Source organism: Enterobacter sp. A8 (genome assembly GCF_004296595.1).
In the GTDB taxonomy this organism is placed as follows: Bacteria; Pseudomonadota; Gammaproteobacteria; order Enterobacterales; family Enterobacteriaceae; genus Enterobacter; species Enterobacter cloacae.
In genome coordinates this window covers 922,061-944,412 of sequence record NZ_SCMF01000001.1, presented here as the reverse complement: position 1 = coordinate 944,412, position 22,352 = coordinate 922,061, and the positions used below count along the sequence as shown (strand labels likewise).

The window sequence follows — 22,352 nt, the reverse complement described above, 5'->3', positions numbered from 1 at the left end:
GCCCACTATATGGACCGTCACCGACGTCAGTCATCTATCAGGCCACTTCGCGCCTTTTTCACCGGCGATCCTCGCCACGTATCGACTCTGTTTACCGCTGTTTTGCCCACATTGAGTGGGGCACCGTTTCGTCATTCCTTTAGCAGGAGCTTGTCATGGAATTCTTAATGGACCCGTCAATCTGGGTGGGATTGCTCACGCTGGTGGTGCTGGAGATCGTTCTCGGCATTGATAACCTGGTGTTTATTGCCATCCTCGCGGACAAACTGCCGCCAAAACAGCGTGATAAAGCGCGTCTGATCGGCCTCTCGCTGGCGCTGGTTATGCGTCTGGCGCTGCTGTCCGTGATCTCGTGGATGGTGACCCTGACAAAACCGCTCTTTACCGTCATGGATTTCACCTTCTCTGGCCGCGATTTGATCATGCTGCTCGGTGGGATATTCCTGCTCTTTAAAGCAACGACAGAACTGCACGAGCGGCTGGAGAACCGTCAGCACGACGATGGTCATGGCAAAGGCTATGCCAGCTTCTGGGTTGTGGTGCTGCAAATCGTGGTGCTGGATGCTGTCTTCTCGCTTGATGCGGTGATCACAGCGGTGGGTATGGTGAACCATCTCCCGGTGATGATGGCGGCGGTGGTTATCGCCATGGCGGTTATGCTGCTGGCGTCTAAACCGCTGACCCGCTTTGTGAACCAACATCCGACGGTCGTGGTGCTGTGTTTGAGCTTCCTGCTGATGATCGGTCTGAGCCTCGTTGCGGAAGGTTTCGGTTTCCATATTCCGAAAGGTTATCTGTATGCCGCGATTGGCTTCTCGATCCTGATCGAACTGTTTAACCAGATTGCACGCCGTAACTTTATTAAGCAGCAGTCCAATCAGCCGCTGCGTGCCCGCACCGCGGATGCCATCCTGCGCCTGATGGGCGGTCGCCGTCAGGTGAATGTGCAGAGTGACACCGAGAACCGTAACCCGGTTCCGGTGCCGGAAGGGGCATTTGTGGAAGAAGAGCGTTATATGATTAACGGCGTTCTCTCCCTGGCCTCCCGTTCACTACGCGGCATCATGACCCCACGCGGCGAGATCAGCTGGGTAGATTCCCGGTTGAGCGTTGATGAAATTCGTCAGCAGCTGCTCTCTTCACCGCACAGCCTGTTCCCGGTGTGTCGTGGTGAGCTGGATGAGATCATCGGTGTCGTGCGTGCCAAAGAGATGCTGGTCGCGCTGGAAGAGGGCGTTGACGTCGAAGCCATCGCCGCCGCCTCACCGGCTATCGTGGTACCGGAAACGCTGGACCCCATCAACCTGCTTGGCGTTCTGCGCCGTGCCCGCGGCAGCTTCGTGATTGTCACCAACGAGTTCGGTGTGGTGCAGGGGCTGGTCACGCCGCTGGACGTGCTTGAAGCCATTGCCGGTGAGTTCCCGGATGAGGACGAAACACCGGAAATCGTGGCCGATGGTGAAGGCTGGCTGGTGAAAGGTACCACTGACCTGCACGCGCTTTCGCATACGCTGGGGCTGGAAAACGTGGTCAACGATGAAGAAGACATTGCCACCGTGGCCGGTCTGGTCATCGCCGTGAACGGGCAGATCCCGCGCGTGGGGGATGTGATCGAACTGCCCCCGTTGAGCATTACCATTGTTGAAGCCAACGACTATCGCGTTGATATGGTGCGTATTGTTAAAGAGCAATCCGTGCACGACGAAGATGAGTAACGCTTCTTAACGCAACGGCATTAAGGGCACGATGTGCCCGTTATGATGCGCTGGCGGAGGTGAACTCTCCGCCAGCCATTGTGGAAAATCCCGCAGCGGCATCGGCCGCGCATAGAAATACCCCTGCAGAGTATGAACACCGTGTCGGCGTAAGTAGCGCGCCTGCTCCTCCGTTTCGACCCCTTCCGCAACCAGCTCAATATTCAGCCGCTGACCCAGCGCAATAATGATATCTGTCACCGTTGAGTTCACGGCATCGGTTCCAATGGCGGTGGTAAAGGACTGGTCGATTTTCAGTACGTCAGGATGAAGCTTTTCAAGCCAGGAGAGCGAACTGTTCCCGGTACCAAAATCGTCGATAGCCAGTTTGACCCCTTTGCGATGCAGCTCGCGCACGATGCGATAATCTGCATCGACCAGCGCGTCACGCTCGGTAAGTTCGATAACCAGCCGCTGGCTCGGGTTTGCACTGAACCAGTAACGGTTCAAATCCTGAAGTAGCACGGCGTGACGGAAGTGGCTGGCCGCCACGTTAATACCGATGTGAAAGCCCGGGTGGGAGGGGAAATAGCCTATCTGGCGTACCGTCTCGGCAATCACGTAGCGCGTCAGGGGAACAATCAGGTTATGTTCTTCTGCCAGGGGGATGAACACTTCCGGGGAGATCCAACCCTGACGCGGGTTGTTCCAGCGCAGAAGAATTTCCACGCCGATACACTCCTGCGTACGGGCATTCACCAGCGGCTGACAGAACAGCTCAAATTCCCGCGCCGCAATCCCCATATCGATTTCCCACGTGAAGCTCATCCGGTTTGCTGTGGCCAGCCAGGCCAGATACCCCAGAACCAGGCTCAGCATTAACCCCAGCGGCAGCTGTGCCGGCAGGCTTTTAAGTGCCAGCGCGCCAGGACCCGGCCCACTGACCGTGATGGTAAATGGAAAGCGTGTAGAGACTTCCTCTATTCGCGAGTCAGCCTCATTAAACTTCAGCGCGTCGGTAATACCTTGACCGTAGCGTAAAGAGCGATCTCCCACGGTTAACGCCACGTCAGTGATAAGCGGGCGGGGCGGCTCAAGGATCATTCTGGTGATGAGATCGATATTGATCACCTCCATCACCCCCTCTTCACCGCGTTGTGACGTCGGGTGCCACTGGATAAGAATAGGGCTGCCTTTAAGCAGCCACTTATCGGTCGATAAAATCAGTTTTGGCAGACCTGACGGCAGTTCGGGAAATAATTCATGAACCGGGACGGCGCGACTGCCAAAAATACTGGAGCAGTAGAGGATCCCCTCTTTAATCAGGGTAATCGAGCGGACGGTCTGTAAAATGGCGGCCTGCTTACGCAGAGTCAGATGCGCCTGCGGGCACGGCTGGCCGACAAGACCCAACAACTCCGGTCGGCGGTTATCCAGAGAAAGCAGGACGTTTTCAAGTGAGCGAACGGTATGGCTGGCGAAATCGACAATGCGTTGTTGATTAACATTGCGCTGTGAAATAAATCGAATGCCCAACGTCAGGATGAGCGTAAGGAGCGCAACCGTCACGCAGACGATAACGCGTTTTCGGCGATAGTTTTTAATGATCGTTTGTGCGGTTTGCATGAACGGTCGCCTGATACACCTCCAGCCCCAAAAGCCAGACGCAACAGTGAAAGTGTAGTGGGGAAAGTGAAAGGCGACGAGAATCAGAAGGAAATTTCGCCCATCCGTTGCAGATGGGCGAGGGGAGGTATTAGTCGCACTGTACCTTAATGGCCAGACCACCACGGGAAGTCTCACGGTACTTCGCGTTCATGTCTTTACCGGTTTCGTACATGGTCTCAATAACTTTATCCAGCGACACGCGAGGCTCGCTGGTACGGCGCATTGCCATACGGGAGGCGTTAATCGCTTTCACCGACGCAATGGCGTTACGCTCAATGCACGGTACCTGCACCTGCCCGGCAACCGGGTCACAGGTCAGGCCCAGGTTATGTTCCATACCGATTTCCGCCGCCACGCAAACCTGCTCAGGGCTTGCGCCCAGCAGTTCAGCCAGACCAGCGGCCGCCATGGAACAGGCCACACCCACTTCACCCTGGCATCCTACTTCAGCGCCAGAGATAGAAGCGTTCATTTTGTACAGCGCACCAATGGCACCTGCCGCCAGGAAGTAACGGATGTAGATATCTGGCGTAACAGGTTCAATAAAGTGATCGTAATAAGCCAGCACCGCCGGAACAATACCGCACGCACCGTTGGTGGGCGCCGTCACTACGCGGCCACCGGCAGCGTTTTCTTCGTTAACTGCCAGAGCGAACATATTCACCCAGTCGACCACGTTCATCGGGTCGTTGGAGAATTTATCGGTGGTCACCAGCATGCGGCGCAGGGCAGAGGCACGACGCGGTACGCGCAGCGGACCCGGCAGCACGCCTTCGGTGTTCATCCCGCGATCGATACAGGCGCGCATGGTCTGCCATACGTTTGCAAAATAGTCTTCGATCTCTTTTTTGCTGTGCAGTGCCAGTTCGTTCTGCATCACCATGCCGGACAGCGACAGGCCGGTCTCTTTGCAATAACCCAACATCTCGGTGGCCGATTTGAACGGATACGGCACGTTGACGTCGCCGGTGCTCTCTTTACCGAAATGCTCTTCATCCACGATGAATCCACCGCCGATGGAGTAGTACGTTTTGCTGTAAATCTCTTTTTCACCATTCCAGGCATGGATGGTCATGCCGTTTTCATGCAGCGGCAGGTTGTCGCTACGAAAACGCATCCCGTCATCCTGCGGGAAATCCACTTCGTGCTGGCCGTTAGCCAGCAGCAGACGACCGCGCGCTTCCACGTCACGGATGAATGCCGGGATGGCATCAATATCTACAGTGTCCGGCATATTGCCCGCCAGACCCATAATAATGGCGATATCGGTGTGGTGGCCTTTACCCGTTAATGACAGTGAGCCGTAGACATCCACGGCGACACGGGTAACGCTTTCCAGTAATCCTTTTTCGACCAGATCATCGACGAACTGTTTACCGGCCTTCATCGGCCCAACAGTATGGGAAGACGAAGGGCCAATTCCCACTTTGAACATGTCGAATATACTAATCACTTTCACACTCCTGACAGGGTTACCGGGGTTCCAGTAACGATGTTATAACTGCGCATAGTGTAAGAGGGAACATCGACCTCGGCTTAACTATTCACATGAATTAAACTAATGGTTAACGATGGTTTTGCTAATAGCGCGACGCCGATCGCAAACCTGACAAAAGAGGGTGGAATGTAAAGTATAGTCAAGGCTTCAGGCCGATTTGCAGAGCCAGTTCACGAATGATGCCCGCCGTCATGCCCCAGACAAAATAATGCTGATACCAGGACAACCAGACCCGATGATCGTGTCCACGGCGCTGAATATCCAGCGGGTGATAGCGGCTCAGGCGAAGGGCTTCTTCCAGCGGCATTTCAAACACCGCAGACACCTCATCAACACTGGCGTGATACTGCAGGCCGGGCGGGATAATGCCCACCACCGGCGTCACCTGGAAACCGGTCACGCTGTCCACCGGCGGGAGGACGCCGACAATCTCGACGGCCTCCGGTGGGATCGCCACCTCTTCCTGCGCTTCACGCAGCGCCGCGGCAATCAGCGAGGCATCGCTGCTGTCTACCGCGCCGCCGGGGAAAGCGACCTGACCGGCATGTTTGCGTAAATGAGGGGAGCGCTGGGTCAACAGCAAACCGGGCTGCTCACGACGCACCACGGGGATCAGCACCGCCGCCTGACGTTGATTAAGCGCTTCGCGGCTCACCTGTGGCCGCAAAAGCTGAAAGCGCGACAGAAAATCATCCAGCGTCAGGTTCTCTCTCTCCACCCGTCAGTTCTCCAGTTGTTGCAGGATACGGTTAACTTTATCAAAGGTTTCCTGATATTCCGCCTCGACCTGGCTGTCAGCAACAATTCCGCCACCTGCGGAACAGTAAAGCTGGCCGTCGCAGGCCGTCAGGGTGCGAATAGTGATGCTGGTATCCAGCGTGCCGCAGACGCTAACGTAGCCAATGCTGCCGCACCAGGCGTTGCGACGGTGCGGTTCCAGCTCATCGATAATCTCCATCGCCCGCACTTTTGGCGCGCCGGTGATGGAGCCACCCGGGAACGCGGCGCGCAGAAGATCGCAGGGGGTACGCGAAGCCGGCAGCTGTGCGGTAATGGTGCTGACCAGATGGTGCACCGCCGGGAAAGGCTCGACGACGAACAGCTCCGGCACGCGAACGCTGCCCGGTACCGCCACCCGGCCAATGTCGTTGCGCATCAGGTCGACAATCATTAAATTTTCGGCGCGATCCTTCGGTGACGCGGCGAGCTTTTCCGCCTGCTGGCGGTCGGCAGCCGGATCGCTCAGGCGCGGCAAGGTCCCTTTAATCGGGCGTGTCTGGATCTTGCCTTCCGCCAGATGAATAAACCGCTCAGGCGAAAGACTCAGGATCGCGCCTTGATCGAGACGGATAAACGCACTGAACGGTGCCCGGTTGCTGGCATTGAGGCGGGTAAAGGCCTGCCATTCATCGCCCTGATACGTTGCCTGGAAGCGCTGGGCAAGGTTAACCTGATAACAATCGCCGCTTTGCAGATACGCCTGCACGCGTGCGAATTTTTCCGCATAGGTCTGCGGGGTCATGTTTGAACGCCACGCAGAGGTCAGACGGAAATCTGGCGCGGCTGCGGGCTGCTGTGCGTTCAGCCAGGCCAGGCGTGCCTCCACATCCGAATGGCTGAGCAGGGAGACCACCTGTTTATGGTGATCGACAATCAGCGCCCAGTCGTAAAGTCCCACCGCCATATCCGGCAGCGGAATATCCGCCTTCGCAACGGAAGGCAGCGTTTCAAAGCGGCGACCAAGGTCATAGCCAAACACGCCCAGCGCACCGCCCTGGAAGGGAAGATCCGGGTTCGGCGTGGCAGACAAACCCAGCTCGTCGATAGCCTCCTGAAGCTTGATCAGCGGATCGTGCGTGGAGGGCTGGTTTTCGGATGTCACCGTGCGCACCGGGTCAGCAACCACAATGTCGAAGCGGCTGTAAGGATGGTCCGCATGGCCGGAATGCAGCAGCATCGCCCAGGGAAGATGGCTCAGATGAGCAAACCAGAATTCAGCGGCGTCAGTACGCCACGGCAGGGTAATAACAGTGGGGAAGCGCATGTTCATGTGTGGCATACTACCGGGCAGCGTGAAATAATTAGCGCGAATAATTTAGCAGGAGTTGACGATGTTTGCAGGTTTACCTTCTCTGAGCCACGAGCAACAGCAGAAAGCAGTTGAGCGGATACAGGAGCTGATGTCCCAGGGGATGAGCAGCGGGCAGGCCATTTCTCAGGTGGCGGAAGAACTTCGCGCCACCCATACCGGCGAGCGGATCGTGGCGCGTTTCGAGGATGAAGATGAAGAGTAACCGGCTTACACAGCCGCGATAATCTTAATCTCTACCTTGTATTCCGGCTTCATCAGCGTGGCCTGTACGGTACAACGTACAGGCGCGTGACCCGCCACCACCCACGCATCCCAGGCTTTGTTCATGGCCGCAAAATCGTCTTTATTCGCCAGGAAAATGGTGGCGTCCAGAATACGCGATTTGTCGCTGCCTTGCTTTTCCAGCACCGCATCGATCTGCGCCAGGGTGTCAGCTGTTTGTTCAAAGGCATCCGCATCCAGATTGGACGGCACGCCAGTGTAATAGAGCGTCTGGTTATGAATGACTACATCAGACCAGCGGGCTTCGGCATCAATGCGCACAATTGTCATAAACGTTTCCTCGTTACTTTCGTCATCAGGCGGCAAGACTGCCATATTGTTTCGCCGTCGTCACTATTTGGGGTGGCACAGGAGAGGATGGGCTGACATAATCCCTGTGCAAAAATACAGTGAGAGAACACCGTGGCAGACGATTTTTCCCCTGAAGGGCAGTTAGCACAGGCTATTCCCGGTTTTAAACCGCGTGAACCGCAGCGTCAGATGGCGCATGCCGTCGCTCGCGCCATCGATAAGGCACAGCCGCTGGTGGTCGAGGCCGGAACCGGCACGGGAAAAACCTACGCTTACCTTGCACCGGCGCTGCGCGCGAAAAAGAAGGTGATCATCTCTACCGGCTCGAAGGCGTTGCAGGATCAGCTCTACAGCCGTGATTTGCCGACGGTGGCAAAAGCGCTGAAATACAAAGGGCGGCTGGCGTTGCTGAAAGGGCGCTCCAACTATCTCTGCCTGGAGCGTCTTGAACAGCAGGCGCTGGCGGGCGGCGACCTGCCGGTGCAGACCCTGAGTGATGTGATCATCCTTCGCGCCTGGGCTAACCAGACGGAAGAGGGGGATATCAGCACCTGCGCGAGCGTGGCGGAAGACTCTCCCGCCTGGCCGCTGGTGACCAGCACCAATGACAACTGCCTGGGCAGCGACTGCCCGCTGTATAAAGACTGTTTTGTGGTCAAAGCGCGTAAAACCGCGATGGATGCAGATGTGGTGGTGGTCAACCACCATCTGTTTCTCGCGGATATGGTGGTGAAAGACAGCGGTTTTGGCGAACTTATTCCTGAAGCGGAAGTGATGATCTTCGACGAAGCCCATCAGCTTCCGGATATCGCCAGCCAGTATTTCGGCCAGTCGCTCTCCAGCCGCCAGCTGCTGGATCTGGCGAAAGATTTCACCATTGCTTATCGCACTGAATTAAAAGATACCCAGCAGCTGCAAAAATGTGCCGATCGCCTCGCGCAAAGCGCGCAGGATTTTCGCCTGCAGCTTGGCGAGCCGGGCTACCGCGGCAATCTGCGCGAGCTGCTGGCGGACAATAATATCCAACGTGCGCTACTGCTGCTGGATGATGCGCTGGAACTCTGTTACGACGTGGCGAAACTGTCGCTTGGCCGTTCTGCGCTGCTGGACGCTGCCTTCGAGCGCGCCACGCTCTATCGCGGGCGGCTGAAACGGCTGAAGGAGATCAACCAGCCGGGGTACAGCTACTGGTATGAATGCACGTCTCGTCATTTCACCCTGGCGCTTACGCCGCTGACGGTGGCAGACAAATTCAAAGAGGTGATGGCGCAAAAACCGGGGAGCTGGATATTTACCTCCGCGACCCTGTCGGTGAATGACGATCTGCACCACTTCACCGAGCGTCTCGGGATTGAACAGGCGGAGTCACTGCTGCTGCCGAGCCCGTTTGATTATGAAAAACAGGCGCTGCTCTGCGTGCCGCGTAATCTGCCGTTACCCAACCAGCCCGGCGCCGCACGCCAGCTGGCAGCCATGCTGAAGCCGATGATTGAGGCCAACAATGGCCGCTGCTTTATGCTCTGCACCTCTCACGCCATGATGCGCGACCTGGCAGAACAGTTCCGCGCCACCATGACCTTGCCGGTGCTGCTGCAGGGGGAAACCAGCAAAGGGCAACTGTTACAGCAGTTTGTCAGTGCCGGGAATGCGCTTCTGGTGGCAACCAGCAGCTTCTGGGAAGGCGTGGACGTGCGGGGCGATACCCTGTCGCTGGTGATTATCGATAAACTGCCTTTTACCTCGCCGGACGATCCGCTGCTCAAAGCGCGAATGGAAGACTGCCGTCTGCGCGGGGGCGATCCTTTCGACGAGGTACAGCTGCCGGACGCGGTGATCACCCTCAAACAGGGGGTAGGACGCCTGATCCGTGACGTGGACGACCGCGGCGTGCTCGTAATCTGTGATAACCGGCTGGTGATGCGCCCCTACGGTGCGACCTTCCTCGCCAGCCTGCCGCCCGCGCCGCGTACGCGGGACATTAAACGCGCGGTTCGCTTCCTGGCCAACCCAACGGCGGAGTAATTTGCCCGGGAGTGTGCTAAGATGCGCGCCATTTTGTGACTGACCATTGCGAGAGCGCGACGACTGATGCGAATTCTGGCTATTGATACCGCTACAGAGGCGTGTTCCGTTGCTCTGTGGAACGACGGTGCTATTTCTGCTCATTTCGAAGAGTGCCCACGAGAACACACCCAACGTATTCTGCCCCTGGTGAAAGCGATTTTGACCCAGGGCAACACCACCTTAACCGACCTCGATGCGCTGGCCTTTGGCCGTGGCCCCGGCAGCTTTACGGGTGTACGCATTGGGATCGGTATTGCGCAGGGGCTGGCGCTTGGCGCTGACCTTCCGATGATCGGTGTTTCCACCCTGGCGACGATGGCGCAGGGCGCGTGGCGTATGACCGGTGCTACCCGTGTGCTGGCAGCGATTGATGCCCGCATGGGCGAAGTCTACTGGGCTGAATACACCCGCGACGAGAAGGGCGTGTGGCACGGCGAAGAGACGGAAGCGGTGCTCAAGCCGGAAGCGGTAACCGAACGGTTGCAGAACCTCTCCGGTGAATGGGCGACGGTAGGGACCGGTTGGGCGGCATGGCCTGACATGGCAAACGGTACCGGCGTAACGCTGGTGGACGGCAACATGCTTCTGCCTGCCGCAGAGGATATGCTTCCTCTGGCTTGCCAGCTGCTCGCAGCAGGAAAAACCGTGGCTGTTGAACATGCCGAGCCGGTTTATTTGCGAAACACCGTCGCGTGGAAGAAACTTCCAGGCCGCGAGTGAATCTCAGTAACAGGAACTGAGAAAAAGGAGTCGCATCATGGCGGTTCAGACTAAAGTAGTACGCCTAATTATGGCAGGCGCTGTGGCCATAGCATTGAGCGGATGCGTTTCCGTTCCTGATGCGATTAAGGGCAGTAGCCCTACGCCACAGCAGGATCTGGTTCGCGTGATGAATGCCCCTGAGCTTTACGTCGGTCAGGAAGCGCGCTTCGGCGGGAAGGTGATTGAGGTGCAAAACCAGCAGGGGAAAACCCGGCTGGAAATCGCCACCGTGCCACTGGATAGCGGCGCGCGGCCGATCCTCGGCGAAACCTCGCGCGGGCGCATTTTTGCCGATGTCAGCGGCTTCCTCGACCCGGTTGATTTCCGTGGACAGCTGGTGACCGTCGTCGGGCCGATTACCGGCACGACACAGGGCAAAATCGGCACAACGCCCTACAAATTTATGACCATGCAGGTTAACGGCTACAAACGCTGGCGGCTGACACAGCAGGTGATCATGCCGCCTCAGCCTGTTGATCCGTGGATGTGGGGCCCACACCCGTATCGTTACGGCTACCCCGGCTGGGGCTGGTATAACCCAGGCCCGGCGCAGGTACAGACGATCGTTACTGAGTAACTTACTGTTATTGTTAGAAAAGAGACAGCGGCTCAGCCGCTGTCTCTGTTTTTTTACGGCTAAAACGAAAAAAAAGAGTGACGCGCTTCGCAACCTTAAATCTGGGCAATTAATAAACTGGTACGCTGAGTTAATATAATGTTAACAAACTGTTTATTATCGGGGTTGTGATGACGACGAACACTCAATTCAGAGGTGATGCATTGAACAAGGTTTGGCTTAACCGTTATCCCGCAGATGTGCCTGCGGAGATCAATCCTGACCGTTATCAATCCCTGGTTGAATTATTTGAACACTCGGTAAGGCGTTACGCCGATCAGCCCGCGTTTATCAATATGGGTGAGGTGATGACGTTCCGTAAGCTTGAGGAGCGGAGTCGGGCGTTCGCGGCCTATTTGCAGGAAGGGCTGGGGCTGCAAAAAGGGGATCGCGTCGCGCTGATGATGCCGAACCTGCTGCAATACCCGGTCGCGTTATTTGGTATCCTGCGGGCCGGGATGATTGTCGTCAACGTCAACCCGCTCTACACCCCACGTGAGCTGGAGCATCAGCTGAACGACAGCGGCGCGACCGCAATTGTGATCGTCTCAAACTTTGCCCACACGCTGGAGAAAGTGGTCGACAGAACCCAGGTGAAACACGTCATCCTGACGCGCATGGGGGATCAGCTCTCCACCGCCAAGGGCACACTGGTTAACTTTGTCGTCAAATACATCAAACGTCTGGTACCGAAATACCATCTGCCGGATGCCATCTCCTTCCGCCGCGCGCTGCATGCCGGGTATCGTATGCAATACGTCAAACCGGAAGTGGTATCAGAGGATCTTGCGTTCCTGCAGTACACCGGTGGCACTACCGGCGTGGCCAAAGGCGCCATGCTGACTCACCGCAATATGCTGGCGAACCTTGAACAGGTGAATGCGACCTACGGGCCGCTGCTGCATCCGGGCAAAGAGGTGGTCATCACCGCGCTTCCGCTTTATCACATTTTCGCGCTGACCATGAACTGCCTGCTGTTTATTGAGCTGGGTGGTCAGAACGTGCTGATCACCAACCCACGCGACATTCCGGGGCTGGTTAAAGAGCTGGCGAAGTACCCATTCACCGCCATGACCGGGGTCAATACCCTGTTTAACGCGCTGCTTAATAACAAAGAGTTCCAGCAGCTTGATTTCTCCACGCTGCACCTCTCTGCGGGCGGCGGAATGCCGGTTCAGCAGGCGGTGGCCGAGCGCTGGGTGAAACTCACCGGGCAGTATTTACTCGAAGGCTATGGCCTGACCGAATGCGCCCCGCTGGTCAGCGTCAATCCGCATGATATCGACTATCACAGCGGCAGTATCGGCCTGCCCGTACCGTCGACGGAAGCCAAACTGGTGGATGATGATGACAACGAGGTTGCACCGGGCGAGCCGGGTGAACTGTGCGTTAAAGGGCCACAGGTGATGCTGGGCTACTGGCAGCGTCCTGATGCCACCGACGAAATCATCAAAGACGGCTGGCTGCACACCGGTGATATCGCGGTGATGGACGAAGAGGGCTTCCTGCGCATCGTCGATCGTAAGAAAGACATGATCCTCGTCTCGGGATTTAACGTCTATCCGAATGAGATCGAAGATGTGGTGATGCAGCATAGCGGCGTGCTTGAAGTTGCCGCGGTTGGCGTACCTTCCGGCAGCAGCGGCGAGGCAGTGAAGATTTTTGTGGTGAAGAAAAACGCCTCTCTTACCGAGGAGGAGCTCATCACGTTCTGCCGCCGTCAGCTCACCGGCTATAAAGTGCCGAAGCTGGTGGAGTTCCGCGATGAGCTGCCGAAATCGAACGTCGGGAAGATATTACGACGAGAATTACGTGACGAAGCCCGTGCCAAAGTGGACAATAAGGCCTGAGCTTCACGCTAATCGCCCAGACGCCGGTTTAGCCGGCGTTTTTTATGGGCGCAAACAAAAGAGAAACCGTTTTGAATTACCAGATGATCACGACCAACGACGAGCTGGCTTCGCTGTGCGAAGTGACGCGCGACTTTCCTGCCATCGCCCTGGATACCGAGTTTGTCCGTACCCGGACGTATTATCCGCAGTTGGGTTTGATTCAGATGTACGACGGCAAACACGTGTCGCTGATTGACCCGCTCGGCATTACCGACTGGACGCCGATGCGTGACCTGCTGCTTGATACTGCGGTCACCAAATACCTGCACGCAGGCAGTGAAGATCTGGAAGTCTTTCTGAATACGTTTGGCATCATGCCGCAGCCGCTGATTGACACGCAGATCCTCGCCGCGTTCAGCAATCGTCCGCTTTCATGGGGCTTTGCCGCCATGGTTGAGGAGTACACCGGCCTGACCCTGGATAAAAGTGAATCCCGTACCGACTGGCTGGCGCGCCCGCTCACGGAGCGTCAACTGGATTACGCTGCGGCAGATGTGTTTTACCTGCTGCCGATTGCCGGACAACTGATGAAAGAGGCAGAAGCCTCCGGCTGGCTGCCTGCTGCTCTGGATGAGTGCCGCATGACGCAGCAGCGTCGCCAGGAAATTGCTGACCCGAAAGAGGCCTGGCGCGATATCAGCAACGCGTGGCAGCTGCGTACGCGTCAGCTGGCCTGTCTGCAATTATTAGCCGACTGGCGCCTGCGTAAAGCGCGCGAACGCGATTTGGCCGTTAACTTTGTGGTACGCGAAGAGCACCTGTGGGCGGTCGCACGCTATATGCCAGGCAGCATGGGCGAGCTGGACAGCATTGGGCTTTCAGGCAGCGAAATCCGTTTTCACGGAAAAACGCTGCTCGCGCTGGTGGCCAAAGCGCAGCAGATACCGGATGACGCACTGCCAGAGCCTCTGCTGAATCTGATGGATATGCCGGGTTACCGCAAAGCGTTTAAAGATATTAAAGCGGTGGTGCAGGCTGTGGCGGCAGAAAGCAAACTGAGTGCCGAACTGCTGGCATCACGTCGTCAGATAAACCAGTTGCTGAACTGGCACTGGAAGCTGAAACCGCAGAATGGCTTACCGGAAATGATGGCGGGCTGGCGCGGGGAATTGATGGCCGATCGCCTGAATACGTTGCTGGAAGGGTATCCACGATAATAAATATGCCGGGCGATATACCCGGCATATTCCCCCGGTGGCGCTGCGCTTACCGGGGCTACGAAATCAAAAACTACGGACGCGACTCTTCCGCTTCCGGGAGCGTGACGTTCAGCTCCAGAATCGAAATATCCCCGTCTTTTTGCTCCAGCTGCACGGTGACCATCTCCGGGTCAATCTGCACATATTTGCAGATCACTTCCAGGATGTCCTTGCGCAACTGCGGCAGGTAGTGAGGCTCGGCGTCGCTACGACGACGCTCCGCAACGATGATTTGCAGTCGTTCTTTTGCGATGTTGGCGGTGTTCTTTTTCCGCGAGAGAAAAAAGTCCAGTAATGCCATAACTTATCCTCCGAACAGGCGTTTGAGGAAACCTTTCTTCTCTTCTTCAATGAAGCGGAAAGGACGTTCTTCTCCCAGCAGACGGTCAACCGTATCCGCATACGCTTTACCGGCATCTGCTGTTGTATCAAGGATCACTGGCTCGCCCTGGTTAGAGGCGCGCAGCACGGACTGGTCTTCCGGGATGACGCCCACCAGTTTAATGCGCAGGATCTCCAGCACGTCTTCCATGCTCAGCATGTCACCTTTGTTTACGCGGCCCGGGTTATAGCGGGTCAGCAGCAGGTGCTCTTTAATCGGGTCTTCGCCATTTTCCGCACGGCGGGATTTGGATGCGAGGATCCCGAGAATGCGGTCAGAGTCACGGACGGATGACACTTCAGGGTTCGTGGTGATGATCGCTTCATCAGCGAAGTAGAGCGCCATCAGGGCACCGGTTTCGATACCGGCAGGGGAGTCACAGACAATGAAGTCGAACTCCATTTTTTTCAGCTCATCGAGCACCTTTTCAACCCCTTCGCGGGTCAGGGCGTCTTTGTCACGCGTCTGAGAGGCCGGGAGGATATAAAGGTTCTCGGTGCGCTTGTCTTTAATCAGCGCCTGGTTAAGGGTGGCATCGCCCTGAATCACGTTTACGAAGTCATACACGACGCGACGTTCACAACCCATAATCAGGTCGAGGTTACGCAGACCGATATCGAAATCGATAACGACGGTTTTCTTTCCCTTCTGGGCCAAACCAGTAGCGATGGCCGCGCTGGAGGTGGTCTTGCCAACGCCTCCTTTACCCGAAGTAACAACAATAATGCGTGCCATAGAAATTCCTTGTTAAAAAGGGATCAATTCAACGGTTGAACGGTCAACGCGTCGTCTGCCAGTCGCAGACGAGCCGCTTTGCCATAAAATTCGGCTGGGATCTTGTCGCTCAGCCAATATTCACCTGCGATGGACACCAGTTCCGCAGTCAGGTGAGTACAAAATATTTGTGCGTCCCGATCGCCACTCGCCCCGGCGAGTGCACGCCCACGCATCATACCGTAAACGTGAATGTTGCCATCTGCAATCAGCTCAGCGCCAGCGCTGACGTGGCTTGTAACAATTAGATCACAGTTTGGTGCATAAATGCGCTGTCCGGAACGAACCGGCACATCAATCATTCGCGTTTTTGTGAGGGCGGTAACGTTTTGTACCGCAGGTGGGGGCGTTTCAACGGCAACGGGGGCCGCACGTGGGGCTTTTTCTTTGCCCTCGTTCAGAAGAGGCAGTCCCGCACGGTCGATTTCCGCTTTCAGCTCAGTATCTTTACAGCCGCTGATGCCCACAATGCGCAGACCGGTAGAGGAGACGGCCTGCTGGAGTTGTTTCCAGTTAACCGGGGATTCCAGACCGCTGACATTGATAACAACAGGGGCGTGTTTCAGAAAGGCGGGAGCCTGAGCGATTTTGTCTTCTAACGCCTGACGAATAACCTCGGGTTTTGCATCATGCAAATGTACCACTGATAAGGTGAAGCTACTGCCTTTAAGCTCGATGGGCGTGTTTGACATCCTGGCCTTACTCAATTTGCTATTAACCGCAACCACTCGCTGCGATATTCCGAAGAGTATCAGGCATGTTATAGTCAGGAGTATATTGAGGCAAGCAACCACCTATGAATTCAGAGTAAAAACATGTTTTGTGTGATCTACAGAAGTACAAGCCGCGACCAGACCTATCTTTATGTCGAAAAGAAAGACGATTTTTCCCGCGTGCCAGAAGAATTAATGAAGAGCTTTGGCCGACCTCAGCTGGCGATGCTGCTGCCGCTCGACGGTCGTAAGAAACTGGTTAACGCCGATCTGGAAAAAGTTAAAACGGCCTTAACGGAGCAAGGCTATTATTTACAGCTCCCGCCACCTCCCGAGAATTTATTAAAACAGCATCTTGAGGTGACCGGTAAAAAATAGCCTCACCTGTTTTCGGGCATAACACATCAACCGTTTAGGGGTCGACCATGTATCAACATCATAACTGGCAAGGTGCATTACTGGATTATCCCGTCAGCAAAGTGGTTTGCGTGGGCAGCAATTATGCCAAACACATTCAGGAGATGGGCAGCGCGACGCCAGAAGAGCCGGTGCTGTTCATTAAGCCGGAAACCGCGCTTTGCGATATCCGCCAGCCGCTGGCACTGCCGCAGGGACTGGGTTCAGTGCATCATGAAGTGGAGCTGGCGGTGCTGATTGGCGCGACGCTACGCCTGGCCTCCGAAGAGCATGTGCAAAAAGCTATCGCCGGTTACGGTGTGGCGCTGGATCTGACGCTGCGTGAGGTACAGGGCAAGCTGAAGAAAGCAGGGCAGCCGTGGGAAAAAGCCAAAGGCTTTGATAATGCCTGCCCGATCTCGGGTTTTGTTCCGGTCGGCGAATTTACCGGCGATCCACAGAACACGTCCCTCAGCCTGAAAGTGAACGGTGAGATCCGCCAGCAGGGCACCACGGCAGATATGATCCATAAGATCGTGCCACTGATTGCCTATATGAGCCGCTTCTTTACCCTTAAGCCGGGTGATGTGATCCTGACCGGTACGCCAGAAGGTGTCGGCCCTCTTAACGGTGGAGACGAACTGGAAGTGAGCTTTAACGGCCTGTCACTGAAAACCCGCGTGCTGTAAACGCATTTTGCCGCCCCTCAGGGCGGCAAAACTTGCATCAACGTGCCAGACTCGTTATAAGGTGCGCTTTCTTTTGACGTGTGGACATCCTGATGAACGACATCCCTTTCTGGCAACGCAAAACTCTCGACGAAATGACAGACGTGGAGTGGGAGTCGTTATGTGACGGCTGCGGGCAGTGCTGCCTGCATAAGCTCATGGATGAAGACACTGATGAAATCTATTTCACCAACGTTGCCTGTAAGCAGTTAAACATCAAAACCTGCCAGTGCCGCAACTACGAGCGCCGCTTCGAGTTCGAGCCGGACTGCATTAAGCTCACCCGTGAGAACCTGCCGACGTTTGAATGGCTGCCGCATACCTGCGCGTATCGCCTGCTGGCGGAAGGGAAGGATCTGCCGACATGGCACCCCTTGCTGACCGGGTCTAAAGCGGCCATGCACGGCGAACGTATTTCGGTGCGCCACATCGCGGTGAAAGAGTCCGAGGTGCGGGACTGGGAAGACCACATTATGAATCACCCGACCCGGTGATAAATAAAAACCCGCCGAGGCGGGTTTTTATTGGGGTGCGGCCTGATGCCCTCACCCCAACCCTCTCCCACGGGAGAGGGCGCAAAAACTAAAAACGGCAACTATCGTTGCCGTTTTGCTTTTACCTTCCGAACAGATCGCGCTTCTTCGGCTTAAACGGCTGAGCAATTAGCACCAGCAGCGCGACCACGAAGTAGGCCACAAAAATGCCCACCAGCCACTGCGGCATCTCCAGCGACAGGAATTCCCACTGACGTACAGAGCAGTCACCGGAAGCGACAAACACCTGCGGCAGCCATTTATCCAGCGGCAACCAGCTCGGGAAGCGGGCAGCGAAATCACAGGTCATAAACGGCGACGGGTGCAGTTGCATCATGGTGTGCTGCCAGGAAAGCTCAATCCCTTTCCAGGCGCTATACAGCCAGACCGCGATAGCGACGTAGCGGAGCGGTGTTTTTGGTGCAATCGCACCCAACAGACCCGCGCCCATGACGCCAAACAGCGCGCAGCGCTCGTAGATACAGAGCACGCAGGGTTTGAGTCCCATCACATGCTGGAACCACAGCGCGACCATTTCCAGCGCAAAGGCGGTCAGGGCCATTAACAACCATGCTCCGCGACCGCGGGAGCACTGGTTTAAAAATCTCAACATAATCATTTCCCTGGAACATGCTTAGAAAGCGCAGTGTAAACGAATTTTAATGCGCCGCAAGTATACCCGCTTGTATCAGCCATTGCGTACAGGGAATGAGGGTAATTTTGACGCAAAGCAATCCCACAATGGTGAGAACCAGCGTATAGGGCAGCGCCATCCAGACCATCTTTCCATAAGAAAGACGTATGAGTGGCGCGAGGGCCGAGGTCAGCAGGAACAGGAACGCGGCCTGTCCGTTTGGCGTCGCCACCGACGGCAGGTTGGTGCCGGTATTAATGGCAACCGCCAGCAGCTCGAACTGCCCGGCGTTGATAATGCCTTCTTCCATCGCCGCTTTGGCTTCATTGATGTAGACCGTGCCGACAAAAACGTTATCGGAGATGGACGACAGCAGGCCGTTGAACAGATAGAAGAGCGACAGTTGCGCGTCGGGCGCCGCCTGCAGTACAAAAGTAATAATCGGGGCGAACAGGTGTTGGTCGATAATCACCGCCACCACCGCAAAGAAGACCGCCAGCAGCGCGGTAAACGGCAGGGCTTCGGTAAAGGCTTTACCGATAGCATGTTCATCCGTTACCCCGCTAAAGGTCGTCGCAAGAATAATAACCGAAAGACCAATCAGCCCGACTTCGGCAAGATGGAAAGCCAGCGCGACGATAAGCCAGATACCGATGATCCCCTGCGCAATCAGACGAAGCGTCTCCTGGCGCGTGCGCTGCGTACGGTTCTGCTCGTCAAATTTATGCAGCTCTTTGCGAACTGGCTCAGGCAACTGCGCACCGTAGCCGAAAACGTTGAATTTCTCGACCAGGATACAGGTCGCTAACCCGCAGACGAACACGGGCAGGCTGACCGGGGCCATGCGCAGGAAAAACTCGCCAAAATGCCACTCAGCCGCTTTGGCGATGATCAGGTTTTGCGGCTCACCAACCATGGTCATCACGCCACCTAATGCGGTACCGACGCCCGCGTGCATCATCAGGCTGCGCAGAAACGCGCGGAACTGTTCCAGCACCTCACGGTTATGCGCCTCGACGTGGCTGTCGTCCTGCAAATCCTCGCCCGGACGGGACGATGCCACGCGGTGATAAATGCCGTAAAACCCGACGGCAACGCTGATGACCACCGCCACGACGGTTAGCGCATCCAGGAAGGCCGAAAGGAATGCGGCAGCAAGGCAGAACGCCAGCGACAGCATCGTTTTAGACGGAATGCTGAGCAACAGGCGGGTGAAGATAAACAGCAGCAGCTGTTTCATAAAGTAGATACCGGCCACCATGAAGATCAGCAGCAGAAGCACTTCAAGGTTGGATGCCAGCTCGGCTTTGACATGTTCTGCGCTCGTCATGCCGATAACCACGGCTTCAAAAGCCAGCAAACCACCCGGCAGCAGGGGATAACATTTCAGCGCCATGGCCAGGGTGAAGATAAACTCCGCCACCAGCAGCCACCCGGCGACGAACGGAGTGATACTAAAAATAATGGGATTAACAACCAGGAAAACCAGAAGTATCAGTTTGTACCAGTCAGGAGACTGGCCTAAAAAATTGCGCCACAGCGCGCGCCCAAAAGAAATTTCCACAACAGACGTCCTTCCCCGTCAGGTAAAACAAAACATCAGTATACGCAAAAAATGCGGGGCAGAGGCGGATAAGCGTGTATTGTAAATTTCACGAAAATAAAACAGCGATCCCTCTTTTCTCTCTTTCACGCGCTACCTGCCATTGCATGCCTCTGGTATGATGAGTGCAATTTGCAAAAGCTGTGTAATGGAAATCTCACTATGGTCATTAAGGCGCAGAGCCCGGCGGGTTTCGCGGAAGAGTACATCATTGAAAGCATCTGGAATAATCGCTTCCCTGCGGGATCCATTCTTCCGGCTGAACGCGAACTCTCTGAACTGATTGGCGTCACTCGCACCACGCTGCGTGAAGTGCTCCAGCGACTGGCGCGCGATGGCTGGTTGACGATCCAGCACGGTAAGCCAACGAAAGTAAACAACTTCTGGGAAACTTCCGGGCTGAATATTCTTGAAACGCTGGCGCGCCTCGATCACGAAAGCGTGCCACAGCTGATCGATAATCTGCTCTCGGTGCGTACCAACATTGCGACAATCTTTATTCGTACCGCTTTTCGTCAGCATCCGGAAGACGCGCTGCAGGTGCTTGCCAGCGCGAACGAAGTGGAAGATCACGCGGATGCCTTTGCCACGCTCGATTACAACGTTTTCCGCGGACTGGCGTTTGCCTCCGGTAACCCGGTGTACGGTCTGATCCTGAACGGCATGAAAGGGCTGTATACCCGTATCGGTCGCCACTACTTTGCTAACCCCGAGGCGCGCAGCCTGGCGCTGGGCTTCTACCATAAGCTCAGCAAGCTCTGTACTGAAGGCCTGCACGATCAGGTGTATGAAACGGTGCGCCGCTACGGCCACGATTCCGGTGAAATCTGGCACCGGATGCAGAAAACGCTGCCGGGTGATTTAGCCATTCAGGGCCGCTGAAATAAAAAACCTCTCAAGTGAGAGGTTTTTTTTCGCCCGGTGGCGCTTCGCTTACCGGGCCTACAAAACCCGGCAAAAACCATTACAACGTATTCAACCGCGCCGGGCAACGTTCCAGCAGCTCCACGCTGCCATCTTCATTCTGCTGCTCCAGCAGCACATCAAAGCCCCACAGGCGATGCACATGCTTCAGCACCTCTTTGCGTCCTTTATCCAGCGGCGCCCGGTTGTGCGGAATATAGCGCAGCGTCAGGGAGCGATCGCCGCGTAAATCCACGTTCCATACCTGAATGTTGGGTTCAAGGTTGCTCAGGTTGTACTGGGAGGAGAGGCGAGAGCGAATCTCACGGTAGCCTTCCTCGTTATGGATCGCCGAAATCTCCAGGTAGTTATTGCGGTCGTCATCCAGCACGGTGAAGAAGCGGAAATCACGCATGATCTTCGGCGACATAAACTGGCTGATGAAGCTCTCATCCTTAAAGTCACGCATCGCGAAATGCAGCGTTTCCAGCCAGTCAGAGCCGGCGATATCCGGGAACCAGTACTTATCTTCTTCCGTTGGCGACTGGCAGATGCGTTTAATGTCCTGGAACATCGCAAAGCCGAGCGCGTACGGGTTAATGCCGCTATACCACGGGCTGTTGTAAGGCGGCTGGAACACCACGTTTGTATGGCTGTGCAGGAACTCCATCATGAACCGCTCGGTGACTTTCCCTTCATCGTACAGATGGTTAAGGATGGTGTAATGCCAGAAGGTGGCCCAGCCTTCGTTCATCACCTGGGTCTGTTTCTGCGGATAGAAATACTGGCTGACCTTACGCACGATGCGCAGGATCTCACGCTGCCATGGCTCCAGCAGCGGCGCGTTTTTCTCCATAAAATAGAGCAGGTTTTCCTGCGGCTCAGACGGGTAGCGACGCGCTTCGGTAACCGCTTTTTCTTCTTCACGTTTCGGCAGGGTGCGCCACAGCATATTCACCTGGCTTTGCAGATACTCTTCGCGGCTTTTCTGCCGCGCTTTCTCCTCCTGGAGGGAGATTTTCTGTGGACGTTTGTAACGATCAACGCCGTAGTTCATAAGCGCGTGACAGGAGTCGAGCAGTTTCTCCACTTCGTCCACGCCGTAGCGCTCTTCGCAGTCGGTAATGTACTTACGCGCGAAGATCAGGTAATCGACAATCGAGCTGGCATCCGTCCAGCTGCGGAACAGGTAGTTATTCTTGAAGAACGAGTTATGCCCGTAGCAGGCATGCGCCATCACCAGCGCCTGCATGGTAATGGTGTTCTCTTCCATCAGGTAGGCGATACACGGATTGGAGTTGATCACGATCTCATACGCCAGCCCCTGCTGGCCGTGCTTATATAAGCGCTCCGTTTCAATGAATTTTTTACCAAACGACCAGTGCGGATAATTGATCGGCATCCCGACGCTGGAGTAGGCGTCCATCATCTGCTCGGACGTAATGACTTCAATCTGATGGGGATAAGTATCCAGACGATACAGTTTTGCCACCCGGTCGATTTCGGCGAGATAGACATCCAGCAACTCGAAGGTCCAGTCGGGTCCATCGCTCAGACGTGTGCTGTCCTTATTCAGGGAATCAATAGTAGCCATTAGCGCGCCCTCGTTGTGGGAGCTCTCTCTGTCT

Annotated in this window: 22 protein-coding genes; 11 read left to right on the top strand and 11 right to left on the bottom strand. The window is 55.8% G+C overall.

Going from position 1 to position 22,352, the window contains the following annotated elements; genetic code table 11:
* Nucleotides 1-155: 155 nt before the first annotated feature.
* Complete coding sequence (gene yoaE, locus EQV24_RS04415; RefSeq protein ID WP_013096133.1) at nt 156-1,715, top strand: CNNM family cation transport protein YoaE; 1,560 nt, start codon at nt 156-158, stop codon at nt 1,713-1,715.
* A 6-nt stretch (nt 1,716-1,721) separates the two neighbouring features.
* On the opposite strand, the gene EQV24_RS04410 is transcribed toward yoaE, so the two are convergent.
* The 4 genes from EQV24_RS04410 to pabB all read right to left on the bottom strand — a co-directional run bounded on the left by EQV24_RS04410 (nt 1,722) and on the right by pabB (nt 6,910).
* Nucleotides 1,722-3,320: a cyclic diguanylate phosphodiesterase gene (locus tag EQV24_RS04410; protein ID WP_020690838.1), complete on the bottom strand. Its 1,599-nt coding sequence runs from the start codon at nt 3,318-3,320 to the stop codon at nt 1,722-1,724.
* 130 nt (nt 3,321-3,450) lie between these two features.
* On the bottom strand, nt 3,451-4,815 hold the full coding sequence (gene sdaA, locus EQV24_RS04405; protein WP_038419892.1) for an L-serine ammonia-lyase: 1,365 nt from the start codon (nt 4,813-4,815) through the stop codon (nt 3,451-3,453).
* Nucleotides 4,816-4,999: 184 nt separating this feature from the next.
* Nucleotides 5,000-5,578 carry a CoA pyrophosphatase gene (locus tag EQV24_RS04400; RefSeq protein WP_013096136.1) on the bottom strand — a complete coding sequence of 193 codons (579 nt, stop codon included), beginning with the start codon at nt 5,576-5,578 and terminating at the stop codon, nt 5,000-5,002.
* Nucleotides 5,579-5,581: 3 nt separating this feature from the next.
* Nucleotides 5,582-6,910, bottom strand: a complete 1,329-nt coding sequence (gene pabB / locus EQV24_RS04395; protein WP_130626412.1) for an aminodeoxychorismate synthase component 1 — start codon at nt 6,908-6,910, stop codon at nt 5,582-5,584.
* Nucleotides 6,911-6,971: 61 nt separating this feature from the next.
* Between pabB and EQV24_RS04390 the strand changes: the two genes are divergently transcribed.
* Complete coding sequence (locus EQV24_RS04390) at nt 6,972-7,154, top strand: YoaH family protein (RefSeq protein ID WP_008500497.1); 183 nt, start codon at nt 6,972-6,974, stop codon at nt 7,152-7,154.
* A 5-nt stretch (nt 7,155-7,159) separates the two neighbouring features.
* On the opposite strand, the gene EQV24_RS04385 is transcribed toward EQV24_RS04390, so the two are convergent.
* Nucleotides 7,160-7,504 (bottom strand): RidA family protein, encoded by a 345-nt coding sequence (locus tag EQV24_RS04385; RefSeq protein WP_013096138.1) that lies wholly within the window; start codon nt 7,502-7,504, stop codon nt 7,160-7,162.
* Between the two features lie 132 nt (nt 7,505-7,636).
* Here EQV24_RS04385 and EQV24_RS04380 point away from each other — a divergent pair, with 132 nt between their 5' ends.
* The 5 genes from EQV24_RS04380 (at nt 7,637) to rnd (ending at nt 14,016) form a co-directional block, all read left to right on the top strand.
* Entirely contained in the window at nt 7,637-9,547 is a 1,911-nt protein-coding gene (locus EQV24_RS04380) for an ATP-dependent DNA helicase (RefSeq protein WP_062934762.1), read from the top strand.
* Nucleotides 9,548-9,613: 66 nt separating this feature from the next.
* On the top strand, nt 9,614-10,309 hold the full coding sequence (gene tsaB, locus EQV24_RS04375; protein WP_100168386.1) for a tRNA (adenosine(37)-N6)-threonylcarbamoyltransferase complex dimerization subunit type 1 TsaB: 696 nt from the start codon (nt 9,614-9,616) through the stop codon (nt 10,307-10,309).
* A gap of 37 nt (nt 10,310-10,346) precedes the next feature.
* Nucleotides 10,347-10,928, top strand: a complete 582-nt coding sequence (locus EQV24_RS04370) for a Slp family lipoprotein (protein ID WP_013096141.1) — start codon at nt 10,347-10,349, stop codon at nt 10,926-10,928.
* Nucleotides 10,929-11,131: 203 nt separating this feature from the next.
* Nucleotides 11,132-12,817 (top strand): long-chain-fatty-acid--CoA ligase FadD, encoded by a 1,686-nt coding sequence (gene fadD, locus EQV24_RS04365; protein ID WP_072193822.1) that lies wholly within the window; start codon nt 11,132-11,134, stop codon nt 12,815-12,817.
* Between the two features lie 71 nt (nt 12,818-12,888).
* Nucleotides 12,889-14,016: a ribonuclease D gene (gene rnd / locus EQV24_RS04360; protein WP_165876004.1), complete on the top strand. Its 1,128-nt coding sequence runs from the start codon at nt 12,889-12,891 to the stop codon at nt 14,014-14,016.
* A gap of 73 nt (nt 14,017-14,089) precedes the next feature.
* Here the strand turns inward: rnd and minE are convergent, their stop codons facing one another.
* From minE to minC, 3 genes are read right to left on the bottom strand one after another with little or no spacing between them, the layout of a single operon-like run.
* Nucleotides 14,090-14,359 carry a cell division topological specificity factor MinE gene (gene minE, locus EQV24_RS04355; RefSeq protein ID WP_008500504.1) on the bottom strand — a complete coding sequence of 90 codons (270 nt, stop codon included), beginning with the start codon at nt 14,357-14,359 and terminating at the stop codon, nt 14,090-14,092.
* A gap of 3 nt (nt 14,360-14,362) precedes the next feature.
* The gene (gene minD, locus EQV24_RS04350) at nt 14,363-15,175 is read right to left on the bottom strand and encodes a septum site-determining protein MinD (protein WP_013096144.1); all 813 of its coding nucleotides are present in this window, start codon (nt 15,173-15,175) and stop codon (nt 14,363-14,365) included.
* A gap of 23 nt (nt 15,176-15,198) precedes the next feature.
* Nucleotides 15,199-15,906: a septum site-determining protein MinC gene (gene minC / locus EQV24_RS04345; RefSeq protein ID WP_020690845.1), complete on the bottom strand. Its 708-nt coding sequence runs from the start codon at nt 15,904-15,906 to the stop codon at nt 15,199-15,201.
* A gap of 123 nt (nt 15,907-16,029) precedes the next feature.
* On the opposite strand from minC, the gene EQV24_RS04340 reads away from it, so the two are divergent.
* The 3 genes from EQV24_RS04340 (at nt 16,030) to EQV24_RS04330 (ending at nt 17,545) form a co-directional block, all read left to right on the top strand.
* Nucleotides 16,030-16,305, top strand: a complete 276-nt coding sequence (locus tag EQV24_RS04340; protein ID WP_130626240.1) for a YcgL domain-containing protein — start codon at nt 16,030-16,032, stop codon at nt 16,303-16,305.
* 47 nt (nt 16,306-16,352) lie between these two features.
* Nucleotides 16,353-17,012 (top strand): fumarylacetoacetate hydrolase family protein, encoded by a 660-nt coding sequence (locus tag EQV24_RS04335; RefSeq protein WP_130626239.1) that lies wholly within the window; start codon nt 16,353-16,355, stop codon nt 17,010-17,012.
* A gap of 92 nt (nt 17,013-17,104) precedes the next feature.
* A complete protein-coding gene (locus EQV24_RS04330) occupies nt 17,105-17,545 on the top strand; it encodes a YcgN family cysteine cluster protein (RefSeq protein ID WP_014832353.1) in 441 nt (146 codons plus the stop codon).
* 121 nt (nt 17,546-17,666) lie between these two features.
* Here the strand turns inward: EQV24_RS04330 and dsbB are convergent, their stop codons facing one another.
* Both dsbB and nhaB read right to left on the bottom strand, forming a co-directional pair.
* Nucleotides 17,667-18,197: a disulfide bond formation protein DsbB gene (gene dsbB, locus EQV24_RS04325; protein WP_028028084.1), complete on the bottom strand. Its 531-nt coding sequence runs from the start codon at nt 18,195-18,197 to the stop codon at nt 17,667-17,669.
* Nucleotides 18,198-18,243: 46 nt separating this feature from the next.
* Nucleotides 18,244-19,782 (bottom strand): Na(+)/H(+) antiporter NhaB, encoded by a 1,539-nt coding sequence (gene nhaB, locus EQV24_RS04320; protein WP_020690847.1) that lies wholly within the window; start codon nt 19,780-19,782, stop codon nt 18,244-18,246.
* 201 nt (nt 19,783-19,983) lie between these two features.
* Here nhaB and fadR point away from each other — a divergent pair, with 201 nt between their 5' ends.
* Nucleotides 19,984-20,703: a fatty acid metabolism transcriptional regulator FadR gene (fadR, locus tag EQV24_RS04315; RefSeq protein ID WP_013096152.1), complete on the top strand. Its 720-nt coding sequence runs from the start codon at nt 19,984-19,986 to the stop codon at nt 20,701-20,703.
* An 82-nt stretch (nt 20,704-20,785) separates the two neighbouring features.
* On the opposite strand, the gene EQV24_RS04310 is transcribed toward fadR, so the two are convergent.
* The gene (locus EQV24_RS04310; protein ID WP_048972793.1) at nt 20,786-22,318 is read right to left on the bottom strand and encodes a SpoVR family protein; all 1,533 of its coding nucleotides are present in this window, start codon (nt 22,316-22,318) and stop codon (nt 20,786-20,788) included.
* Nucleotides 22,319-22,352 lie beyond the last annotated feature (34 nt).

Excerpts from the sequence above, each read along its gene's own strand:
- yoaE (WP_013096133.1), top strand. The coding sequence starts at position 156 with ATGGAATTCTTAATGGACCCGTCAATCTGGGTGGGATTGCTCACGCTG.
- EQV24_RS04410 (WP_020690838.1), bottom strand. The coding sequence starts at position 3,320 with ATGCAAACCGCACAAACGATCATTAAAAACTATCGCCGAAAACGCGTT.
- pabB (WP_130626412.1), bottom strand. The coding sequence starts at position 6,910 with ATGAACATGCGCTTCCCCACTGTTATTACCCTGCCGTGGCGTACTGAC.
- EQV24_RS04390 (WP_008500497.1), top strand. The coding sequence starts at position 6,972 with ATGTTTGCAGGTTTACCTTCTCTGAGCCACGAGCAACAGCAGAAAGCA.
- EQV24_RS04385 (WP_013096138.1), bottom strand. The coding sequence starts at position 7,504 with ATGACAATTGTGCGCATTGATGCCGAAGCCCGCTGGTCTGATGTAGTC.
- tsaB (WP_100168386.1), top strand. The coding sequence starts at position 9,614 with ATGCGAATTCTGGCTATTGATACCGCTACAGAGGCGTGTTCCGTTGCT.
- EQV24_RS04370 (WP_013096141.1), top strand. The coding sequence starts at position 10,347 with ATGGCGGTTCAGACTAAAGTAGTACGCCTAATTATGGCAGGCGCTGTG.
- minE (WP_008500504.1), bottom strand. The coding sequence starts at position 14,359 with ATGGCATTACTGGACTTTTTTCTCTCGCGGAAAAAGAACACCGCCAAC.
- minD (WP_013096144.1), bottom strand. The coding sequence starts at position 15,175 with ATGGCACGCATTATTGTTGTTACTTCGGGTAAAGGAGGCGTTGGCAAG.
- minC (WP_020690845.1), bottom strand. The coding sequence starts at position 15,906 with ATGTCAAACACGCCCATCGAGCTTAAAGGCAGTAGCTTCACCTTATCA.
- EQV24_RS04340 (WP_130626240.1), top strand. The coding sequence starts at position 16,030 with ATGTTTTGTGTGATCTACAGAAGTACAAGCCGCGACCAGACCTATCTT.
- EQV24_RS04335 (WP_130626239.1), top strand. The coding sequence starts at position 16,353 with ATGTATCAACATCATAACTGGCAAGGTGCATTACTGGATTATCCCGTC.
- EQV24_RS04330 (WP_014832353.1), top strand. The coding sequence starts at position 17,105 with ATGAACGACATCCCTTTCTGGCAACGCAAAACTCTCGACGAAATGACA.
- dsbB (WP_028028084.1), bottom strand. The coding sequence starts at position 18,197 with ATGTTGAGATTTTTAAACCAGTGCTCCCGCGGTCGCGGAGCATGGTTG.
- fadR (WP_013096152.1), top strand. The coding sequence starts at position 19,984 with ATGGTCATTAAGGCGCAGAGCCCGGCGGGTTTCGCGGAAGAGTACATC.
- EQV24_RS04310 (WP_048972793.1), bottom strand. The coding sequence starts at position 22,318 with ATGGCTACTATTGATTCCCTGAATAAGGACAGCACACGTCTGAGCGAT.